At 48.8% G+C, this 19,115-nt stretch carries 19 protein-coding genes, 2 rRNA genes and 1 riboswitch (1 of these 22 running past the window's edge); of the genes, 2 read left to right on the top strand and 19 right to left on the bottom strand.

Annotation, left to right across the window (positions count from 1 at the left end):
* Positions 1-120 precede the first annotated feature (120 nt).
* From yabG to NYE54_RS00130, 6 genes are all read right to left on the bottom strand, one after another.
* Positions 121-1,023, bottom strand: coding sequence for a sporulation peptidase YabG (gene yabG, locus NYE54_RS00155; protein ID WP_076326547.1), 903 nt, complete (start codon positions 1,021-1,023; stop codon positions 121-123).
* A gap of 113 nt (positions 1,024-1,136) precedes the next feature.
* Entirely contained in the window at positions 1,137-2,021 is an 885-nt protein-coding gene (gene rsmA, locus NYE54_RS00150; protein WP_098741215.1) for a 16S rRNA (adenine(1518)-N(6)/adenine(1519)-N(6))-dimethyltransferase RsmA, read from the bottom strand.
* Positions 2,018-2,569 carry a ribonuclease M5 gene (gene rnmV / locus NYE54_RS00145; protein ID WP_339269192.1) on the bottom strand — a complete coding sequence of 184 codons (552 nt, stop codon included), beginning with the start codon at positions 2,567-2,569 and terminating at the stop codon, positions 2,018-2,020. The genes rsmA and rnmV overlap by 4 nt, the downstream gene beginning before the upstream one ends.
* A 188-nt stretch (positions 2,570-2,757) precedes the next feature.
* Positions 2,758-3,945 (bottom strand): 3D domain-containing protein, encoded by a 1,188-nt coding sequence (locus NYE54_RS00140; RefSeq protein WP_098741213.1) that lies wholly within the window; start codon positions 3,943-3,945, stop codon positions 2,758-2,760.
* A gap of 271 nt (positions 3,946-4,216) precedes the next feature.
* Positions 4,217-4,431, bottom strand: a riboswitch (cyclic di-AMP (ydaO/yuaA leader).
* Between the two features lie 205 nt (positions 4,432-4,636).
* Positions 4,637-5,401: a TatD family hydrolase gene (locus NYE54_RS00135; protein WP_098741212.1), complete on the bottom strand. Its 765-nt coding sequence runs from the start codon at positions 5,399-5,401 to the stop codon at positions 4,637-4,639.
* A gap of 95 nt (positions 5,402-5,496) precedes the next feature.
* Complete coding sequence (locus tag NYE54_RS00130; RefSeq protein WP_339269189.1) at positions 5,497-6,786, bottom strand: HD domain-containing protein; 1,290 nt, start codon at positions 6,784-6,786, stop codon at positions 5,497-5,499.
* 322 nt (positions 6,787-7,108) lie between these two features.
* Here NYE54_RS00130 and NYE54_RS00125 point away from each other — a divergent pair, with 322 nt between their 5' ends.
* On the top strand, positions 7,109-7,363 hold the full coding sequence (locus NYE54_RS00125; RefSeq protein ID WP_006207408.1) for an AbrB/MazE/SpoVT family DNA-binding domain-containing protein: 255 nt from the start codon (positions 7,109-7,111) through the stop codon (positions 7,361-7,363).
* A gap of 265 nt (positions 7,364-7,628) precedes the next feature.
* Here NYE54_RS00125 and rsmI read toward each other — a convergent pair whose 3' ends face one another.
* From rsmI to NYE54_RS00075, 10 genes are all read right to left on the bottom strand, one after another.
* Positions 7,629-8,522, bottom strand: a complete 894-nt coding sequence (gene rsmI, locus NYE54_RS00120; RefSeq protein WP_339269188.1) for a 16S rRNA (cytidine(1402)-2'-O)-methyltransferase — start codon at positions 8,520-8,522, stop codon at positions 7,629-7,631.
* Positions 8,519-9,286 carry a tRNA1(Val) (adenine(37)-N6)-methyltransferase gene (locus tag NYE54_RS00115; RefSeq protein WP_339269187.1) on the bottom strand — a complete coding sequence of 256 codons (768 nt, stop codon included), beginning with the start codon at positions 9,284-9,286 and terminating at the stop codon, positions 8,519-8,521. Before NYE54_RS00115 ends, rsmI begins: the two co-directional genes overlap by 4 nt.
* A 201-nt stretch (positions 9,287-9,487) precedes the next feature.
* Positions 9,488-9,856 (bottom strand): DNA replication initiation control protein YabA, encoded by a 369-nt coding sequence (gene yabA / locus NYE54_RS00110; RefSeq protein ID WP_076326555.1) that lies wholly within the window; start codon positions 9,854-9,856, stop codon positions 9,488-9,490.
* A gap of 32 nt (positions 9,857-9,888) precedes the next feature.
* A complete protein-coding gene (locus tag NYE54_RS00105) occupies positions 9,889-10,689 on the bottom strand; it encodes a stage 0 sporulation family protein (RefSeq protein WP_076326556.1) in 801 nt (266 codons plus the stop codon).
* 56 nt (positions 10,690-10,745) lie between these two features.
* Positions 10,746-11,732 carry a DNA polymerase III subunit delta' gene (holB, locus tag NYE54_RS00100; protein ID WP_076326557.1) on the bottom strand — a complete coding sequence of 329 codons (987 nt, stop codon included), beginning with the start codon at positions 11,730-11,732 and terminating at the stop codon, positions 10,746-10,748.
* A gap of 81 nt (positions 11,733-11,813) precedes the next feature.
* The gene (locus NYE54_RS00095; RefSeq protein ID WP_076326561.1) at positions 11,814-12,257 is read right to left on the bottom strand and encodes a YaaR family protein; all 444 of its coding nucleotides are present in this window, start codon (positions 12,255-12,257) and stop codon (positions 11,814-11,816) included.
* 335 nt (positions 12,258-12,592) lie between these two features.
* Positions 12,593-12,922: a cyclic-di-AMP receptor gene (locus tag NYE54_RS00090; protein WP_006207400.1), complete on the bottom strand. Its 330-nt coding sequence runs from the start codon at positions 12,920-12,922 to the stop codon at positions 12,593-12,595.
* A gap of 64 nt (positions 12,923-12,986) precedes the next feature.
* Positions 12,987-13,631: a dTMP kinase gene (gene tmk, locus NYE54_RS00085; protein WP_339269183.1), complete on the bottom strand. Its 645-nt coding sequence runs from the start codon at positions 13,629-13,631 to the stop codon at positions 12,987-12,989.
* Positions 13,632-13,720: 89 nt separating this feature from the next.
* On the bottom strand, positions 13,721-15,388 hold the full coding sequence (locus tag NYE54_RS00080; protein WP_339269181.1) for an aminotransferase class I/II-fold pyridoxal phosphate-dependent enzyme: 1,668 nt from the start codon (positions 15,386-15,388) through the stop codon (positions 13,721-13,723).
* Positions 15,389-15,527: 139 nt separating this feature from the next.
* Entirely contained in the window at positions 15,528-15,713 is a 186-nt protein-coding gene (locus NYE54_RS00075) for a sigma factor G inhibitor Gin (RefSeq protein ID WP_071221101.1), read from the bottom strand.
* 232 nt (positions 15,714-15,945) lie between these two features.
* Between NYE54_RS00075 and NYE54_RS00070 the strand changes: the two genes are divergently transcribed.
* Positions 15,946-16,467 (top strand): hypothetical protein, encoded by a 522-nt coding sequence (locus NYE54_RS00070; RefSeq protein ID WP_339269179.1) that lies wholly within the window; start codon positions 15,946-15,948, stop codon positions 16,465-16,467.
* Positions 16,468-16,564: 97 nt separating this feature from the next.
* On the opposite strand, the gene NYE54_RS00065 is transcribed toward NYE54_RS00070, so the two are convergent.
* From NYE54_RS00065 to NYE54_RS00055, 3 genes are all read right to left on the bottom strand, one after another.
* Positions 16,565-17,002 carry a hypothetical protein gene (locus NYE54_RS00065; protein ID WP_339269177.1) on the bottom strand — a complete coding sequence of 146 codons (438 nt, stop codon included), beginning with the start codon at positions 17,000-17,002 and terminating at the stop codon, positions 16,565-16,567.
* 360 nt (positions 17,003-17,362) lie between these two features.
* Positions 17,363-17,479 (bottom strand): 5S ribosomal RNA (gene rrf / locus NYE54_RS00060).
* 66 nt (positions 17,480-17,545) lie between these two features.
* Positions 17,546-19,115: ribosomal RNA gene (locus tag NYE54_RS00055) — 23S ribosomal RNA — on the bottom strand; it runs 1,360 nt beyond the window's last position.

Here is a 19,115-nt window from a genome sequence, read left to right as displayed (position 1 = left end):
ATTTTTTTTGACAACTTTCTTAAAGAATTGAAACAAAAAATAAAAAAACCCCAACTTGTGGGGTTCTTCTCTGTTCTTTCTACAACGGCCTATTACACCTCTTTTAGAACGCAATATGAGCTAACTGACCGAAGGCGTAACCTTCAACGTGGACAAATCCTGCAGCTTGGGCAGACCGATCCGGTAGCTGCCTCTCGTCTCGATTCCGCCCACGCCCTGACTGCCGCTGATCGTATGATGAACGACATCATGGATGTTGACGGTATCCCTGACTGACGTATAGGCTGCCTTAGCGGCAACGTAGACAGGATCCAGCGCATGGATGAGGATTCGCCCTGGCGAGCTGGCAAAATTGGCTCCCGCCTGCAGCAGAGCTTCAAAATGCGACTGGCACGCCCCAGCCACAATGACCAGGGAATCCAGATTCCGCTCATATTGACGTGCTACCTGAATCGCCGTGACGAAGTTGTGTGAATTCTTATAGCTGTCCAGGCTATATAAATCGTATGGCTGTCGTCTCTTCAGAACTCCATCATGACCTGTAATTACCACGATATCAGGTCTTACCCGCGGAAGAAGACGATATAATGAATCGGCCATCCCCGACTCATTGATATAATGGCCTTCCGCTGGGACCCGAAGCTGATTGTACAAGGTCAAACTCTTCTTCAGGTATTGGGGATCTCCATCCAAATGCAGCACCTTGCCCGGCACGTCAAAATATCCTTTTTCCGCAAGCTGTCCGCCTTCAATATTGCGCAGGCTGGCCAGTTGACGCTCACTCTGCTCCTGTCTGTGCTTCTGCAGACGGTCCAGCGACTCATTGGCTTTGATCTGCGCCTGCTTTGTACGTTCGCTTAAGTTGGGATGCGGGACCGTGACCAAATCATCAATGGGAGCATCGGCAAGTAACCGGAATTCTGTCCCTTTGATGACGATATTATTATTTTGCCGCATGCCTTCTACCCGGAACGTTACATCGCCGCCGTAGGATTTACGAACGACCAAGTCTCCCAAGTTCATCACAACATCACCCCTACCCTATGGTATGGGCCACTGTGACTATTGGTTCTTGCGAAACATCAATTTATCGCGTTAAGGCCTTCGCGGGCCCTATGGGCTCTCTAATGGCTGTATTAACGAATATCCGCGTTGTACAATATGTTGCTGAGCCGGGCATACTCTTCAATACTAAGGGTCTCACCGCGCCGTGAGGGCTCAATGCCCGCTTCCTGCAGCAGCTGCTCCAGCCGTTCACGGCCTTCTCCCGGAAAGAACCGGCTCTTCAGATTGTTGGCAATCGTCTTCCTCCGCTGTGCGAAAGAAGCCTGAACCACCTCGAAGAAGAATCCTTCGTCTTCTACACTAACAGGAGGCTGTTCCCGGACCGCCAGGCGAATCACGGCCGAAGCGACATTCGGCTGCGGAATAAACACCGTATGCGGCACAATACAGACCAGTTTAGGCTCACTGTAATATTGAACGGCAATGCTAAGGCTGCCATAATCCTTACTTCCCGGCGCCGCTGCCATCCGCTCTGCCACTTCTTTCTGAATCATCACCACGATATTCTCCAGCGGCAGCTTTTCCTCCAGCAGTTTCATGAGAATCGGCGTCGTCACATAATACGGCAGATTCGCAACCACACTTACCTTCGATACGCCCGCAAAATCCTGACGGAACAGCTCATGAAGATCCACCTTCAGTACATCTCCATGGTGCACCTTCACATTCTCATAGGGCTCCAGGACCTCCCTCAGGATGGGAATCAGGCGCTGATCAATTTCGACCGCGGTGACGGTCCCTGCCGTCTGCGCCAGCTTCTCCGTTAATGCACCGATACCAGGGCCGATCTCAAGGGCTCCCTTATCCTCATCCAGTCCTGCAGCTTCCACAATTTTATACAGAATATTCTGATCAATAAGAAAGTTTTGACCCAGACTCTTCTTGAAAGAGAATCCATGCCGTGAGATGATCTCCTTCGTCCGTCTTGGTGTTGATATATCCTCGATCCGATTCATTGGCTTACGCCCCCTTCTTCCAACTGTGCAAGTGCGGCCAGAAATTCTTCACGTGATATTTGAAACATGGCCAGTCGTTTATGGAACTGCTTGCTATTGCAATAACCGATCCCCAGCAGATTACCCATCGTCATACGCCTTGCCGCTGCTTCCGGATGAGCCGATAATCCGGCCTCCAGCATGTCCTCCAGACTAATCAGGCTCTCTCCACCCTCGAAGGAGGTATGGACCCGCTCCAGCGCACGCCGTATCGCCTCTGGCGAGGCATTCTCCACGCCGATATCCCCTTTGCGGGTAGCATCCGCTTCCGGGATAAAGGCATGCTTACAGCCGGGTACGACCTGATCCACGATTTTGCGGATCCGCTCCCCTGCATGGTCAGGATCCGTTAATATAATGACGCCTCTGCGCTCCTGAGCAAGCGCTATACGTTTCAGGATTTGCTTGTTGATCGCTGATCCGCCCGTTTCGATCGTATCCGCTTCTACGGCCCGTTTAATGGCAACGGTATCGTCTCTGCCTTCCACAACAATCACTTCTTTAATCATGCGTTTGTTCTCTTCCTTCCCAAGCAAAGCCACGCTTGTACAACTTTAGATTTCCAACCATCTTAGCTCTGTATACTCCGTTCTTAACAAAACAAAAGAAGAGGAAATACTCCCTCTTCTTCATCATTATATATTATAAGCTAAATAGTATAGCATTAGAATGGCATTGTAAATTGGAATTCATGCGTCTAGTTCAATTCAGGTTTAACCGGACCGATCACATAAACGGTGCGGCCGCTCTTCCGGCCGAAACTCGTGGCCGATTTGAGTGAATCATAATAAACATCGATTTTGTTGCCTTTGATGGCGCCGCCCGTATCTTCTGCACGACGGAAGCCAATGCCTTCGATATAGACCCACCATCCGATCGGGATGATATTAGGGTCAACGGCGATGGTGCGCCCTTCTGTAACGCGTGTGCCGGATGCAGTGCGTGTACCGATTCCTTGTTGCTCAGAAGAATACGCCGTCATCGACACATTGTTCAATACCTTGTTGTATTTAAAATCAACGCCTGCCCGAGAAACCACGTTGTTCTCAACAGCCTTGGCGGTTGTTACTTTCTTCGTGCCAGACAATTTGGCCGGTGTGGCTTTCACATCGGTGGCGGCCGCCTGAACAATGACGGGCTTCTCCACCTTTTTCGTGCCTACGGCAATAATTTTATCCTTTGTTCTGCGCTCGACTTTTTGGGAGACCTTCGTCTTCGAAACCAGCTTGCCATTGTGGTAGACCTTCTCATAATGGTTCACCATGAGACCGGACTCGCCCCGCTGAATTACGCGGTTATCCCCTCTTTCAAGCGATGGGTCGGCTGTTTTGATCACACGGAATTCCCGGTCTTCCGTCTCCTTAACTTTTTGTTTCGTGACGCGGACAACATGGATATTCATATTGCTGGTCAGCTTCGTGTTCTGTGCCGGTTGTACTATATCTTCACCCTGGATCGTAATACCAGCCTCTTTAAGTACATGATCAACCGTATCCTGGGATGTAAATATGGTTTTAGTTGTGCTGCCTACTGTAACTTTAACTGGAATTGCCCGTTCAATGATGATCCGATCTCCATCCTGGATCGCGCCGTTTAAAGGCATCGAAATCTGATCCTGAGGACTCAACGTGATCGCTTGCTCATCCAGCAATTCCTGCAGCAATGATCCACGTGTTTCTACTGTGGTGACACGACCATCGACGACAAGCTGAACCTCCTTGCCTGCCTGATCATGTACGACCAACGATATGAGAAGTGATACCGTAACGGCACCCATGGCACCGAGCAACATCAGTTGACGCAAATTGTCATGCTTCCATCTCAATGCGTAAGACATGCTGGATGATTGTGATTCATGGGTTTCTTCAGGTTGAAAAATGCCCACTATTCCATCCTCCTTCATAGTCCCGCCGTCTAGGTAAACGCATGAATGCATTTGACGTGACTATAGCAATTTTTCTCACAAGGCGCCCTGCTATCTATCTACACCCTGCGTCAATTCCCGTCATTTCGTCCATCTACCACCACCCCCTGTTTACCAAGAGTATGATGATCCCTTCTCCATTATTCAAAAATAAAAGAAAGCCAATGAAAGAGTACTAGAGGCTCTAACGTGGCTTCCTGATGATTAGAATCATGGAAATGGTATGCACGAGATTTCCCCTCTTATTTCGCTTACGGAGTTAGCTGTCGGGTTCGGACGTAAGAGAGACGCCCTAGATCCGGATACCCGCTCATGGCGAGATCCTTCAAATTCACCCCAAAGACCCGAAAAAGAAATCAAATACAGCTGCGTGCATTCAGACCAGTATGCACGGCGGTATCGGTTCCCCCGTTCTCCAGAATTCCGGAGATTAAGCGAGACGGTTCATGAAATATTCGGCTACGATCTGCACATCGCAGCTTCCTATCACTGAAAAGATGATATCCTGTTTACATGCAGGTTGTAAAGCAACATTCAACCACATTTTCTCATGTAAAAGGTTAAATTATTGTAATATTGACGCCTTTTCTGATTAAAAAACTTTAATTAATCGCGATTGCTCCCTTTTTCATCGCTTTTGCTCTCTTTTTCGTTAAATACCAAATCGTTCCAGTGCATTTTTGGTGGTAATTTGGGCCAATTCCTCATAAGACAACCCTCTAATCTCGGCTGCGGTCTCCGCCACCAATTTCACATAAGCGGTCTCATTTCGTTTCCCACGGAAGGGATGAGGCGTCAGGTAAGGGGAGTCCGTTTCGATCAATAATCGATCCAGCGGAACCTGCGCCAATACCTCTTTGGGCTGCTTTGCATTCTTGAAGGTAATCGGCCCGCCAAATGAAATATGGAATCCCATATCGAGACATATTTTGGCAGTTTCCCAGCTTCCGGAGAAGGAATGCATGACACCGCCCACTTCGGAGGCCTTTTCCTCCCGTAAAATTTTGATAATATCTTCATGCGCATCCCGATTATGAATGACAATCGGCATGTTCAGTTCCCGGGCAAGTCCGATCTGACGCCGAAGCACTCGGTGCTGCACTTCTTTCGGAGATGTATCCCAATGATAGTCCAGGCCGATCTCTCCAATAGCCACCACTTTCTCATGACTGCATAAAGAGGCGATCCAATCCAGGTCCTGATCCTCCATGGTAATCGCATCTACAGGATGCCAGCCCACTGCCGCATATATAAAATCATAAGTCTCTGCCAGCTTCATCGTAGTCGGGATCGTCTCCCGGTTAAATCCGATATTGATCATCCGGGTCACGCCAGCTTCAAGCGCCCGCTGAATTGCTTCCTCCCGGTCTTCGTCGAATTGGGGAGCGTCCATATGAGTGTGCGTGTCGAACAACATAAGATCCACACTCTCCTTCCTGTCGTTTCTGTGTCGTTTATCTTCCATTAGCTGGGTAAATTGCAGATGTACCAAGCATTGTCTATTCCTCTAGGTTAATGTTGTTGTTTGAAAACATCGGCTATCTTCTCCGGCATCTGAGCCAGCAGCGGAGTCACTTTCTCTTCCGGATAATAAAGATGGTACCGTCCTTTATGAATACCGCTGATCGAGCGTACAATATCGGAAACCTCCGAGATTTCCTTCAGCTCATCATGCCGATCCAGAAGCAGAATCTGTTTCTCGTTAAGCGGCATATCGGAATGAACTTTATCATAAGGAAGATCGGTTGGAAAATCAATCTCCAGGTCATATTTCGGATGTAATCCCACGGCACGGAACGCTTGGCGTATCCGGTCGATGGTTTCCAGATCAATATTGTCGATTTCTACATATTTGTAGAGCTTTCGGTGCATGAAACGACCGCATAATTCGCTAAGGAGCTTGTCTTCCTCCTCCGTCCATTGCAGAAAGGCCGTTTGGATCAGGGCTTCATCCAGACGCAGGTATTGACTCACGTCAATATGGCCCGCAAACAACGCAGGAAGCGGTTCGACCATGAACCGAAAGGCATATCCGCTGTCATGCAGTTCCTTTGCCCGGCGAAAGATTTGGCGCAGGATGATTTCGGAGCTTCGAGTGACGGGATGAAAATATACCTGCCAATACATCTGATACCGTGACATCAGGTAATCCTCCACGGCGTGCATGCCCGATTCCTTCACAACGACCCGATCGCGGTATGGCCGCAGCATCCGCAAGATCCGGTCAATATCAATCGTTCCATAATTAACTCCCGTATAATACGCATCCCTTAGCAAATAATCCATCCGGTCTGCATCCAGCGGACTAGTGACCAGGTTTATCACAATCGGCTTATCGTAGGTTTTGTTAATCACGGAAGCCACTTTCTCGGGGAAATCCGCTCCGAGCTCTCGCAGTACCTGATTGACGCAAGTATCCCCGAGCAGGATCCGGCATGTCCAATCCTCGTGATTCATATGAAAAGCTTCTTCTATAGAATGAGAGAAAGGGCCATGCCCCAAATCATGCAGCAGAGCCGCGCAGAGCGCAACTTGCCTTTCCTCGGCAGGCCAATCGGAATACCCCCTCCGTTCGAATTGAGAGATGATTCTTCTCGTAATTTCATAGACTCCCAGTGAATGGGAGAATCGGCTGTGTTCGGCCCCATGAAAGGTCAGAAAAGAGGTCCCAAGCTGTCTAACCCGGCGGAGTCGCTGGAATTCCGGGGTATCGATTAATCGCCAGATGATGTCGTCTTGCACATGAATATAATTGTGGACGGGATCCTTAAACACTTTTTCTTCCGAAATTGGTGAATACATTCCATCTCAACTCCTTATCGTTTCGATTGGGATTTAGCCGATAAACACTTCTTTTGACATCTAATGTCGAACCATGTCGAATAAGGGAAAATTGCGCTTTCCAAATCGACAAATCAAAAAACGCAGCAATAATTGGTACGATTATGGTAATTACGTTGCTATATAAGGGTTTTGTTCACTATACTTTCGTAAATAGGTTCCGATTTTTCAAAAATATAGGTTGACTGTTTTGGGAATCGTTGGTACTATAAATAACATAAAAACTAGAACTATGTCGAATTATGACTTTTTTAAATTATGGCGAGAGGGGCATTTATAAGTTATGATGAAATCAACAGGAATTGTAAGGAAAGTCGATGAGCTTGGACGGGTCGTCATTCCGATCGAATTACGCCGTACGCTCGGAATTGGTGAGAAAGATGCATTGGAGATTTATGTAGACGGCGAACGCATCATGCTTAAGAAATATGAGCCTGCCTGCATCTTCTGTGGTAACGCTGAGAATGTCACTTACTTCAAAGGTAAAATTGTTTGCCATGAATGTATCTCGGAAATCCCTACACCTGTGACAAATTAAGATTTTTAGTATATAATAGCATTATTACATTTTGTTAATTCTAACCTTTTTCATATCTCCTTGGTGCCTTCCTCGGCTATGAACCCGGCCGCAGGAGGGTCTTTTTTTGAGTTTACAGAATTTAAGTTTTCAGCGAAGCGTAAGCTATTCTTTATTCTCATTTATTGGTTTTGGGGTCCCCGCAAAGTATTTGGAATAAACATCGAAGCATAGGCTCCACTTTGTGGGGCTATTTTGTTATCCCCCTGCACCAAGTTAAGTATTATCACGATTCCGTCAGGAGCGCATTATAGATATCCCTCTTCGATACACCGCGATCACCCGCGGTTTTTTTCATGGCATCCTTGCGGCTTAGTCCTTCCCGCTCATAATGTTCCACATGCTCCTCCAGCGAAAGCTCCTGCCACCAGGCATTTTTCTCCTTCAGCTCCTCTTCTGCACTACCGGCTTCCACCACCAAACAATATTCCCCCAGCGGCGGATGCTCCGTGAGCCAGTCCAGGCATTCGGAAATGCTCCCGCGCAAGAATTCCTCATAGCGTTTAGTCAGTTCACGAGCCAAGGTCACCTTCCGATTTCCCAGTACCTCCTGCAAGATCTCCAGCGTCTTTTTCACGCGATGCGGAGATTCATAAAATAATAGCGTTCCCTGCGCCGTTTGCAAAACTTGCAGCTGCTGAATGATATCTTTACGCTCCCGCGGCAAAAAGCCGATAAACGTGAATCGTTCGGTCGGCAAACCCGACACGATTAAGGCCGAAAGAGCGGCATTGGCCCCCGGGATCGGAATGACCGAAATTCCCGCCTCAATCGCAAGTGAAACCAGATCACTGCCAGGGTCCGAAATCGCCGGCAGACCGGCGTCGCTGACGAGTGCCACATTTTTTCCTTCTATTATATAACGTATAATTTCAGGTCCACTGGCCGCCTTATTATGCTCGTGATAACTAAACAGCGGCTTAGCCGGAATTTCGAAATGGGTCAGCAGCTTGCGTGACTGCCGTGTATCCTCTGCCGCGATAATATCGCATTCCTGGAGGATGCGTACAGCGCGATAGGTCATATCCTCCAAATTACCAATCGGTGTTGCCACCAAATACAGAGAACCCGGGCTTCCCTCTCCCTGATCGGCATAACTCTGTTGCACAAGATTTCTCATTCTTTAGTCTCATCCTTATGTGTTCCATAGTAAATTTCCATAAAATCTCGTCCGTAGTTTCCTTGCTCATCATATACGATCAGCGGGGGCTTCAGCCGAACCTCAGGCTTCCCGTCCCGAATACCCTCGATAAGCACCATGTTTGCTTCCATATTCACGCGCGGATGGACAAATCGGATGACTTTGGGCTCAATCCGGTATTTGCTCATCAAGGTGATAATCTCCGCTAGTCGTAGGGGCTTGTGGACCATGCTCATCTTTCCGCCTTGGCGAAGCAGCTTTGCACAGGATTCAATCACTTCCTCAAGCGTACAGTGGATTTCATGTCTGGCAATCGCCTGGTGCTCATTCAGCTTCAAGTCGCTGCCATTCATCGGCATATAAGGCGGGTTGACCGTAATCAGGTCGTACGCTCCATATCCTTGTTCCTTGTATAGTTCCCGCAGATCGCCCTCATGGATCGTGATCTGGTCCTGGAGATTATTCATCTCGACGCTCCGTCTGGCCATGTCCGCAAGTCTGGGCTGAATCTCAATCCCCTCGATCAGCGCACCTGTACGAGTCGACAGCAGGATTGGAACAACCCCGTTTCCCGTGCACATATCCAAAATACGGCCCCTGCGCGGTATGCTGGCAAACCTGGCGAGCAGGACGGCGTCCATGGAAAAGCTGAATACCTCCTCACTCTGGATGATGCCAAGCTCATGGGTGAGCAGATCATCAATCCGCTCGGATGATTGCAATAACACTTCTTTCAATTTCATAGTTTCAACCCTTTATCTCCAAAATTCCAAACACGCGTTTTTGGTGTATCGGCTCTCTACATAGTACCTGATAAAATGAAATACACAAAAGGCTGCTCTTCACATTGCATGACAAGCAGCCGTTATTTGTTCAATCGCGATCCTTACAGTATAACCTTTCCATTCTAGAAAAAAACCGTAGGCAGTTTCTCCTACGGCTTCTTATTTATTCAAAAAAGACAAGCAGAACAGGCAATCCCCTTCCGTCCGCAGATGTCCATAATAGACATTGCAGATGTGGAAGCCTTCATGATACAGCCGAGCCAGGTTATCATACCCCTCGCCGACCACATCTTCATGTGCCTCATCCTTCACATGAGGCTGAGGTTGTAAAGCCACTGGGTTTTCCAATTCTGCCGGATTGACTTCCCGCTTTAAAATTTTCCGGAGCTGTTCATTTTCAAGACTGAGGCGATGGTTCTCTTCCAGCAGTTCCTTGATGACCAGCTTAAGTCCACCCAGTTCACTGTGTATATTTCCCATCTGTGTTTCCAACTCTTGAATGAGCACAAAAATGTTTTTCTTCTCCAAGTCTACACCCCGAAAATAAACATTCTATTGGACTATTTGATGACAACGTCGTCCATTGGAAGTTCCTTAACCTTTCCAATTTCAAACAGCTGAACATGAACCGTCCGCTTATCCGCATTCAGTCCGACTACTTTGCCTTCTCCAAGCGAAGTAATGACCAATTTCCCCGCGGATGGAAGCTCTTCTTTCACGCTTTCATAATTATCATGCTCAAACTTTAGGCAGCACATCAATCTTCCGCATAGCCCGGAAATTTTAGTCGGATTGAGCGATAGGCTTTGATCCTTTGCCATCTTGATCGATACCGGCTCAAAATCACCAAGCCATGAGGAACAGCACAGTACGCGTCCGCAAGGTCCAAGACCGCCGAGCATTTTCGCTTCATCACGAACTCCAATCTGGCGAAGTTCGATTCTTGTACGGAATATACTGGCCAGATCCTTGACCAGTTCACGGAAATCCACACGGCCTTCGGCCGTGAAGTAGAAAATGATTTTGTTGCGGTCAAACGTAAATTCCACATCAACCAGCTTCATTTTCAGTTCGTGATCCCGAATTTTATTTAAACAGGTGGTGAATGCATCCTTGGCCGCTTGTTTGTTCTCTTCAACCACACGGGCATCAGAATCACCCGCGATCCGAATGACCTTCTTGAGTGGAAGGACAACGTCCGATTCACCGACCTCCTTCTTTCCTATCACAACTTGACCATACTCAATGCCTCTCGCGGTTTCCACAATGACGGATTGTTCCTTCTCCACGGGCAGGTCGAGCGGATCAAAGTAATATATTTTGCCCGCTTTCTTAAAGCGGACACCTACTACACTGTACAAAAATAAACCCCCTTGTGCCTGTACATAATGGCCATTCTGCGGGCCTGGGGGTGTGCTCACGCCGGAGTGTTACCGCCCAAACCCATCAATAACTGCTCTAAACTGAGCTGTCCATTGACATTATAGCGTAACTTCTTCTGACACTCTGCGGCCAAATCCATGTATGACACCCACTGTGCTGTGCTGCGGGCTGATGCATGACCAGAGATATACTCTGCCTGATCTATGAAAACGAGAGACTCTTTCCTTCCATACTGGACATGGATCATGTCCTTAAACCATAAATGAAACATACTGAACAATAGGTCCAGATGATCAGAGAGCTCGGTTTTGAACACTTTTTGACTCGCTGTGATAATTGCTGAGCCACTGCGGTTCAAAGACTCCTTACCTAATTGTAACACTAGGTTTCTAATTTCTGCAAACCAATTCTCACTCAATATTTTCCTGCACTCATCAAGTCCTGACGAAAGATGAACTGCGCAGCGTACAAGTGCGGCAGGATAACCTTCCCCTACAAGAACCTTCTCCATCATCTGCGGATCCAAAGCCCGGAACGGAACCTGCTGGGATCTCGATTGAATGGTAGGCAGAAGGGCTTGTCCATTCTCGGCAATCAGAATAGCTACAGCCGGCGCCTGGGGTTCCTCCAGAAATTTCAACAGACTGTTGGCTGCCTGCGTGGTCATCTTCTCCGCTCGGTCAATAATATAGACTTTGGGATTTCGATTCTCCGATCGATAGGAGAATATACGCTGAAGATCACGGATCTGATCGATCTTAATGCTGGCTCCATCAGGCTCAACCAACGTCAGATCGGGATGATTGCCATGATCTACCTTGCGGCATTCCAAACACTGCCCGCAGGCATCGTCTTCAAGTTCCGTACAAAACAATGCCTTGGCAAACGTAAGCGCCGTCTGCATCTGTCCGGCACCATGGGGGCCGCTAAACAGATAGGCATGACTGACCGCATTACGGCGCAAGGCATTTTGCAGCAGTTGCTTCGCAGTCTCTTGACCTACGATATCATTAAAAGACATAAGTCCTCACTTTCTATCAATCCTCATGATCCTCCAGACTTAGCAGTCATGAATCACGATCCGCTTCCTTGCTTCTTGCGATTAGAATACAAGATTGATCAGCATGCCTCGAATTTCTCCAACCTTGTTCAATAGATCAATTCTCCCCTGCTCCGTATCCAGCAGTTCATCCGCCATCGCGAGCAGCGCAGAATCGACTTCATCAATTACATTATAACGCTTGCCGCGTCCCCGGCGGTCCCAGCCGCGCGTTTCCTTCATTTTCACACCGCGACGAACCGTTTCCTCCAGGAATCGGCGAACCATCAATTTATACGCTTTTAGCTCCCGAACGGTCATCACTTTTGCCAAACGATCGCCTTGCATTGCAATTTCACGCATTTGACGACTCAACTCTTCATGGGTCGCGCGTTCTCCCTGCTGCTGCATCATATCCGAGAACGATCGCTGCTGAATCGGTCTGGCGTTGCCATCCGGCACCGTGAGTTCACTTTTCATGGGCCGAAAGCCCGGATTGATTTTCATCTGATCCACCGCCTGTTGCGTATTCTTTGCATCTAATAAAACGGAGGCACCTGGTACGTTCATATCGAACAAACCTATGCCTCACGTGAACGTACCTTGAAATGGTTTGCTTGTCAAGCGATTCATCGATAATTATCGATGAATTGGGTGATTTTCCGGAATCCATCGAGATCATCCATCTATTAAAAGCATCTCCCGAGTGCAGCGATCTACGGTAACTATTTTTATTATGATACAGAAGTGCTTCAGAAGACTTGGGTTACAGGAGAACACAGCCGTCAAATATCCCAATAAAAACATCCGTTACGTATCTATCGCAGATCCAGAAAATGAATTTAGAAATGCTCGAATCGTTCTACAGGGAGGACAAACACCGTTGCGCCACCAACCTGTACTTCGACCGGAAGCGGCAAGTAGGAATCGGTTGTACCACTCATTGGGGTTACCGGAGTGACCAGCTGTTCACGAACCTTACAGCTTGTGCGAATGACGCTGAGCACACTTTCAACCTGTGAATCGTCTACCCCGATCATAAAGGTGGTGTTCCCCGCCTTCAAGAAGCCGCCTGTACTTGCAAGCTTTGTTGCCCGAAAATTAGCTTTGACCAATGCGGCGGAGAGACGGTTGCTATCTTTATCCTGGACAATCGCAACAATCAATTTCATGGTAAACCCTCCTTGTTTATTTGGACATCATATGTCCTTAACACTACTTATTTGACAAACAACCTCAAAAATCCTTTAATATCGCGTCTTCCAAGTGACGAATCATTTCTCTTTCCACCTGAGCCGGCGTCTTGGAAGCATCTACAATGCGAATTCGATCCGGATTACGCTCTGCTACCAATAGATAGCCTTCCCTAACCTTCTCGTGAAATGCCATGTTCTCCATATCCAGCCGATTTAATTCCCGTTCTGCATTCGCCGTGATCCGTGCCATGCCAATCTTCGGCTCCACATCGAACAACAGCGTTAGATCCGGCATGCGGGTATCGATCGCAAATTGATTGATGTTCCATACTTCCTCCATGCCCAGTCCGCGTGCATATCCCTGGTAAACCAGACTGCTGTCCACGAATCGGTCACACAGCACAGTCAAGCCCTGACTCAAAGCTGGCTCCACCTTCTCCACAAGATGCTGGCGGCGGGCAGCCGCATACAACAATGCTTCAGTACGTGCATCCATCGCGGTATGCTGCGGATCGAGAATAATAGAGCGGATCTTCTCCGCAATCTCAATGCCGCCGGGCTCGCGTGTAATCAGATACGGGATCGAATGATTCTGCATAAAAGCGGCGAGTCTGCCCATCATAGTCGTTTTACCGGATCCGTCTCCTCCTTCGATGGTAATAAATAGTGGTCTGCGATTATTCATAGCGTATCCTGCTTTCATCATTTGTTGATCGTGGAGCTCGATATTATACGCTCCGGTATATTTACCAACGTATAGTGGAGTCTCTTCCTTTACGTTTCCTTATAAACGACAATGGTTTGCAGCGCTGGATCGGATATCCCCTGGCATTTCGCCCCTGCATTCCTTAATGCCAGGAGCCTCTGTTTCATTCCCGCTGAGATTTCTTCACCTGGGTATAAGATCGGTATACCTGGCGGATAGGGAATAACCATCTCCCCTGCCTTACGCCCAGCACTCTTCTCTAACGGCACCGATTCTAACCTCTCCCTGTCATTCGGCTTCAGTGAGAAAGGAATTGGGGCCGAATAAGGAATCTCCGAGGGCAAATTGTTCCACGTGGAAACATCGGAGACTGGTCTTGCTTCAGTTAACAAGTTAGCATCGACATCGAAATGGATAGAATCCATATTCTTGTGGTCTACTCGCGGCTCATAACTCATGAAATCCCCCTGATCCCGCAATGTCCGGATCAGTAATTCCGTGCTCTCTGCCGTAGTGCCGGATTCGGTTCCGATCCCTTCTGTCTTCTCCCCCTGCTCTACAATATGCACAAGGGCCCATAAGACGTGATTCGCATCTTCCCGAGTGGATCCCAGCGTAAACAATAAGACGACGTGCAACTCGTCGCTCATCTCCGGCACACAGCCGCGCGCCTCTAGCTCGCGCTGGAGTGCATACCCGCTCAGGGACCTGGTGCGGTCATATATGACCGCCTTGAACGGGTCCTGGCGGGTATACGCCGCTGCGGCTGTGCCCGCGGCGTGGCCCCTGGGCTGCGGCGGCTGCAGCAGCCCGAACCGCGGCAGCTTCGCGAGGCCGCGCCGGAAGGCCTTCACGGCGGCCAGGCCAGCCGTGAAGGCGTCTGCGCCCTGTGTGTGCAGCAGGCGCCGCGCCAAGTCCAGCGAAGCCATGAGCGGGTACGAGGGGCTGGAGCTCTGCACCATGGCCAGCCGCTGGCGCAGCAGGCTGCGGTCGAGCAGCCCGCCCTGTACATGCAGCATGGCTCCCATCGTCATGGCGGCTAACATCTTGTGTGTGGATTGAACCACACCATCCGCGCCGCATGACAAAGCGTTCATAGGCAACTGGGGGTGCTGTCCGTAATGAGCTCCATGCGCTTCATCCACGAGTAGTGGAATGCCGAACTCATGGCAAGCTTTCGCTAGCGGCTTTAAGTCGCTCCCCATCCCGTAGTAGTTCGGCATCGTGATGATCGCCCCCCGGGCCTCTGGATAAGCCTCCAGAGCCGCTACGAGTGTAGCTACAGAGGGAGCAACGGCTAAACCGCTCTGCTTGTCCAGCTCCGGTTGAAGAAACACCGCCCTGGCACCGGCCAGCATCAATCCGTTCAACACGGACTTATGTACGTTCCGCTGTACAAGCACGATATCGCCCGGTTCACGGCAAACCGTCAGAACTAATGCCAAATTGCCGGCTGTACTCCCGCCCACTAGGAAGAAGCTCTCCTCCGCACCAAAACAATCTGCGGCTAGTTCCTGCGCTTCCTGAATAACGCCTTCAGGATGAAATAAATCATCGGTTCCGGTAATTTCCGTCACATCAATGCGCATGGCCTCTCGCAGCATCTCCGTAGTCTTACCTTCTCCCGCATATGCCCTGCCATTTTTATGACCAGGTACATGAAAAGATGAAGCCCCACGTTCTCGATACAACATTATAGCCTCTGCTAGTGGGGCACGCTCTCTATGTGTAGTCATTGATATATCCCTTCGGATTACATTCTCTAACCTATTTTAACGCAATTTGAAACCTACGCCTACGTCTCCAAGCACGGAAAGTCCCCTCTAAACAAAAAAAGGCCTTTTATTCAGGCCCATTTGACGCGTGTATCCGCGCCTATGCATTTTTCGGCATGGCAATTTGTTTTAATTGACGGATGAAAAAATGATATTTGGCATCTTCCGCGCTGGTATGAACGATTTCGGATTCACATTCCTCACATACGAATTGCGAAACAATGGTAATCCCCTCTGTCTTCGTCTGATTGCATATGATACACACGTGTTCGGTCAATTCTTCCATAACCATCCCACCTTGATCCTTTTCCTATTAGTATGACACAGTTTCTATTATTTTAAACCTTTTCATAGGATATCGGTCTACGCTTTATATATATGTACCCCTTGGTGGCCTTGTGTCTGTACCTTTTTTTTCAGCTTAATAAAAATATGATTTTGTCCGATAAAAACATAAAAGACTTAAATTTCCCGTCTATCGTAATTTACTTCTACTTAAAGGGGGACAGTATAGCCCAATGGCAGATCCACATGGTCAAGCCACCTTTTATCACTATCGATTAATTAAGAAAATCCAACTTTCCAAAAGCTTGCTCATCCTCTACTTAACTCTGCCTTGGCTTGCTGCGGCTGCAGGGACATTTTGGGTGTCACCGTATTTCCTGCTCTATCTGCTAATCGCCTTTCCGCTTATGTTATGGATCCAATATGTCGTCGGGCATACCGTGCTCGTCCTATTGGGAACAAGCTACCGGAAACGTTGGCGCTTCCGTCTGAGGTTGCCTTGGCTTGGTTATATACCGGATCAACACGTCAGCCGTCGCGTATTTAATTTAGTGCAGTTCTATACCTGTTGGGTAGGGATTGTCTTAAGCGCTATCATGGCCTTCTGGTCACCGCTGCCTTTTGCCATCACGCTTCTGGTCTGGCATCTGTGGTTCCTTCTCCCGCGCGGCTATACCATGCTGCGTCTAAGCGGCCAGCGTAAAGATGGCATGTTGAAAATGAATGAGCAGGACATCTCCTACTACCAGCAATAATATTAGAGTTCTGCGTCCATCACTACATAGCGCTATAAACCCTATTTTTCGTTTCATCAATGAATAAAGACCTCATTCCGAAGTCGGGAAGAGGTCTTTATTCATTGGCTTTATTGCTTTCCAATCCTTGTATGGCTTGTTTTTTTAGCTGACTCGGAACCGTAATTATAAGAAAATCGTCATGCACCGATAGGTGGACGATACTTTTCCCTTTTTCAAATACTAACGAAGAACCGTCATCTTCAACTTCCTTCTGCTTCCATCCCCAGGACTCAATCTCTTCCAGGTAGGCTTCAGGGATGCTGTCGTCTCCCTTTAAGCCTGGAAGCGCATACCGTACATAATCCAAGTCACTATTGCCTGTTGTTTGCTCCGTTTTATTCGCTTCCTTCGGAACCGGGAATGACTTCACATTCGCCGCGCCGTCAAAGGTTTCCCAGCTTGGTTCTGCGGATGCCCCACATCCGGATCCGATCAACAATATCGTAACCGCGCAGATTATCTCTGCCACATGCAGACCACGTTTACACAACATGTAATTGTCCTCCTTCCCCCACAATAACCGGTCTCCAGATGAGTATTCGTAGTTGGTTGGTTAATGGAGAACCTTCCAATCAGGCCTTATTTCCTACAGCCTGCGCAAATCGGTAATCACTACCCGATTTTGCCTAATTCTATTATACTGATTTTTGGCATGGTATCGGTAACAAAATTTTCATCTGTTTACGTCAATTTTATGATCATGTTATATAACAGAGAAGCTGCTGACATCACGCTGCAGCATATATCCTTAGTCGGACAATCTCTAAATCTGCATTTCATCCAAATATCAAAAAAACAATTCTCATAAAAAACAAATAAAAACCACCATCGATTACATCGACAGTGGTTTTTCGCTTGGCGACGTCCTACTCTCCCGGGACCCTTCGGTCCAAGTACCATCGGCGCTGGAAGGCTTAACGGTCGTGTTCGGTATGGGAACGCGTGGAACCCTTCCGCCATCGCCACCAAACGGTTCAGATGCTTGATCACCTGAAAACTAGATACGAAACGAATTTGCAGCACATTGAAATAGTTTTTGGATAAGCCCTCGACCGATTAGTATTGGTCAGCTCCATGCATTGCTGCACTTCCACCTCCAACCTATCTACCTCGTGGTCTTCAAGGGGTCTTACGAATTGGGAAATCTCATCTTGAGGGGGGCTTCACGCTTAGATGCTTTCAGCGCTTATCCCTTCCGTACGTAGCTACCCAGCCATGCTCCTGGCGGAACAACTGGTGCACCAGCGGTACGTCCATCCCGGTCCTCTCGTACTAAGGACAGCTCCTCTCAAATTTCCTACGCCCACGACAGATAGGGACCGAACTGTCTCACGACGTTCTGAACCCAGCTCGCGTACCGCTTTAATGGGCGAACAGCCCAACCCTTGGGACCTACTTCAGCCCCAGGATGCGATGAGCCGACATCGAGGTGCCAAACCTCCCCGTCGATGTGGACTCTTGGGGGAGATAAGCCTGTTATCCCCAGGGTAGCTTTTATCCGTTGAGCGATGGCCCTTCCATGCGGTACCACCGGATCACTAAGCCCGACTTTCGTCCCTGCTCGACTTGTAGGTCTCGCAGTCAAGCTCCCTTATGCCTTTGCACTCTTCGAATGATTTCCAACCATTCTGAGGGAACCTTGGGGCGCCTCCGTTACTCTTTAGGAGGCGACCGCCCCAGTCAAACTGCCCGCCTGACACTGTCCCCGTACCGGATTACGGTACCAGGTTAGAACCTAGATACGATCAGGGTGGTATCCCAACGTCGCCTCCACACAAGCTGGCGCTCATGCTTCAAAGGCTCCCACCTATCCTGTACAGATCGTACCCAAATCCAATATCAAGCTGCAGTAAAGCTCCATGGGGTCTTTCCGTCTTGTCGCGGGTAACCTGCATCTTCACAGGTATTAAAATTTCACCGGATCTCTCGTTGAGACAGCGCCCAAGTCGTTACGCCATTCGTGCGGGTCAGAATTTACCTGACAAGGAATTTCGCTACCTTAGGACCGTTATAGTTACGGCCGCCGTTTACTGGGGCTTCGGTTCACAGCTTCGGGATTACTCCCTAACCGCTCCCCTTAACCTTCCAGCACCGGGCAGGCGTCAGCCCGTATACTTCGCCTTACGGCTTCGCACAGACCTGTGTTTTTGCTAAACAGTCGCTTGGGCCTTTTCACTGCGGCCCCCTCGGGCTATTCACCCTACCGAGGCACCCCTTCTCCCGAAGTTACGGGGTCATTTTGCCGAGTTCCTTAACGAGAGTTCTTCCGCGCGCCTTAGAATTCTCTTCTCGCCTACCTGTGTCGGTTTGCGGTACGGGCACCTTCACCTGACTAGAGGCTTTTCTTGGCAGTGTGAGATCATGACCTTCGCTACTATAATTTTCACTCCCCATCACAGCCCAGCCTTATTGATGTGCGGATTTGCCTACACATCAGCCTCACTGCTTGGACGGACATCCATCAGTCCGCGTCACTACCCTCCTGCGTCACCCCATCGTTCATAACGGTTTACGGTGGTACAGGAATTTCAACCTGTTGTCCTTCGATTACGCCTTTCGGCCTCACCTTAGGTCCCGACTTACCCTGAGCGGACGAGCCTTCCTCA

Source organism: Paenibacillus sp. FSL K6-1330, from assembly GCF_037976825.1.
GTDB lineage: Bacteria > Bacillota > Bacilli > Paenibacillales > Paenibacillaceae > Paenibacillus_AQ.
Note: the sequence above shows the minus strand (reverse complement) of the source record. Positions and strands in the feature narration are given on the sequence as shown.